The organism is Pedobacter sp. 01N416 (assembly GCF_056399685.1).
In genome coordinates this window covers 1-1,799 of record NZ_JBFTRT010000785.1, presented here as the reverse complement: position 1 = coordinate 1,799, position 1,799 = coordinate 1, and the positions used below count along the sequence as shown (strand labels likewise).

The following is a 1,799-nucleotide window of genomic DNA, read 5'->3' as shown; positions in this document are numbered from 1 at the left end:
GTTATTACCCCTATCGCCAACACCGGCACTTGGCGTAACTACACGTAACCACTCTGTAACATCGTTGGTTAAACATTCCCACTTAAATTTCACTTTTATACGGCCCTGGCCCTGTGGATCGTTATTATCAATCACATCTGCCAGTTGCATATCCGGTTGTGGTTTTTCGAAGTTCTTTACCAGTAACCGTTCGGTTGTGGATACTTTTCCTTCGAAAGTATTGTGGTATTTGCCGTTTTCGTCTATATGATGTGTAATACTGGTAATAAGAAATTTACCCAGGCTTTCGGATGTAAAAGCAAGTTCTTTACGGAGGCTCATTGTAATTTCGGCAATGCTGCCTATGCCTAAACCGGCATTATCGCCCCTGGCGGTTACTTTTAAAAGCTCACTTGTATTCGCTTTCTCTTCATTTTCTACCAGGTTTTTAATGTCGTTGTTATTATCTACCCTGATTAATGAAGGTTGGTTGAAGGTTTTACTAAAAGTAAGGTTAGAAGCTTTTACAGCATGGGATAAGTCGGGTGTGCCATTTACCTTTCCTGTACTTTCGCTCAGCAGCATTTCGTTCTGCTTCGGATTATAGGAGAACCGTTTATTTTTTATTGGTGCAATTTCCATTGCGTACTGCATTTCCTGAACATCTCTGCCATAAAACAGGGATATTTCCTTTTGTGTATCGGGTTTTCCAAAATTAAGCTGTTTACCATCGTAAAAAAGCCATTCGTGGTATTCGGCRGAAAGGCGGTTCAAAAAAGCAAAATCGCTTTCACGGTATTGGATAATATAATCGATTGATGTATTTCTTGCGGCATTGGCCACCACTTTTAAATCATTGGCAGGCGTATCTTTAGTTGCCAATTTCACGATCTCATTCAGGTCTTTATCTAAATATGAACCCAAATCAGGTCCACGATCGATTAAAATAGTCGGGCTATAACCACTTACAATTAGAACACCATGGTAACCATGAATTTGTGATAGTTCAACTTTAGAAACCAGGCCTACAAAATTCTGCATGCCTTCTGCCGAATGGCCAAAAGAAGCAGTTAAGGTTTTACCCACAAAATCGCGGCTATCATCTAAACTGATCAGTCCTGGCGCACCCATCTGGTCGTGGTTAAAGCGCAGTTCAAAATAGTGATGTTCGTTAAAAGCCTGTTGAAGGACGAAGGAAGCAAAATGTGTAATTTCCTTATCCTCTATATTGATTTCAGCAATGAGTTTCTTTTCCATATTAATTTATCTTGATCACAACAATTACCCTAAGCCAAATGCTGGGTGGGCACATGCTCTTATATTAAAAATGGATACATTTTCTGCAGACCGTATGTTCAGATGAATATTGTGTGTTGATGCCGAACCAAACATTTTACCTGAATAGTAATCGTTTTTTACTGCAACATGTTTGGAATGGTTAGACATAATTGAGCATTAATTTTTGAGATGGCTTTGTAAATTAATATACGCATCACAAAGCAATATTAATTTTTTGGGATGATTTGGATGATAGGTAAATGTAGGGTGATAAAAATAGCAACGGATTAAAAGCACCCCAGAAAAAATCGGGGCGCTTTTAATTACGATATATTTAGTGATGACTAAGCTTTTGGCCAATCGTTTTCGTGTTCTGCATTGCCCAGTTTTAGCTTACGGGCCGATACCACAAAACTTAAAGTCATTGGCGTATTGTCGTTTACCGCAATACCCTCGTTATACTGGATGATATAACCATCTTCGAAAGACAGTTCCTTCATTTTTGCATCTTCTTCGCCTTTCTTGAAAACCAATGTTCCTGA

The 1,799-nt window shown here is 38.9% G+C and carries 2 protein-coding genes; both read right to left on the bottom strand.

The features are described from left to right. On the bottom strand, positions 1-1,236 hold a 1,236-nt coding region (locus AC1DND_RS27140; RefSeq protein ID WP_477585873.1), incomplete at its 3' end, for a contractile injection system protein, VgrG/Pvc8 family. Between the two features lie 365 nt (positions 1,237-1,601). Then, positions 1,602-1,799 (bottom strand): type VI secretion system tube protein TssD (gene tssD, locus AC1DND_RS27135; RefSeq protein WP_477578632.1); only part of this gene is annotated, 198 nt, incomplete at its 5' end.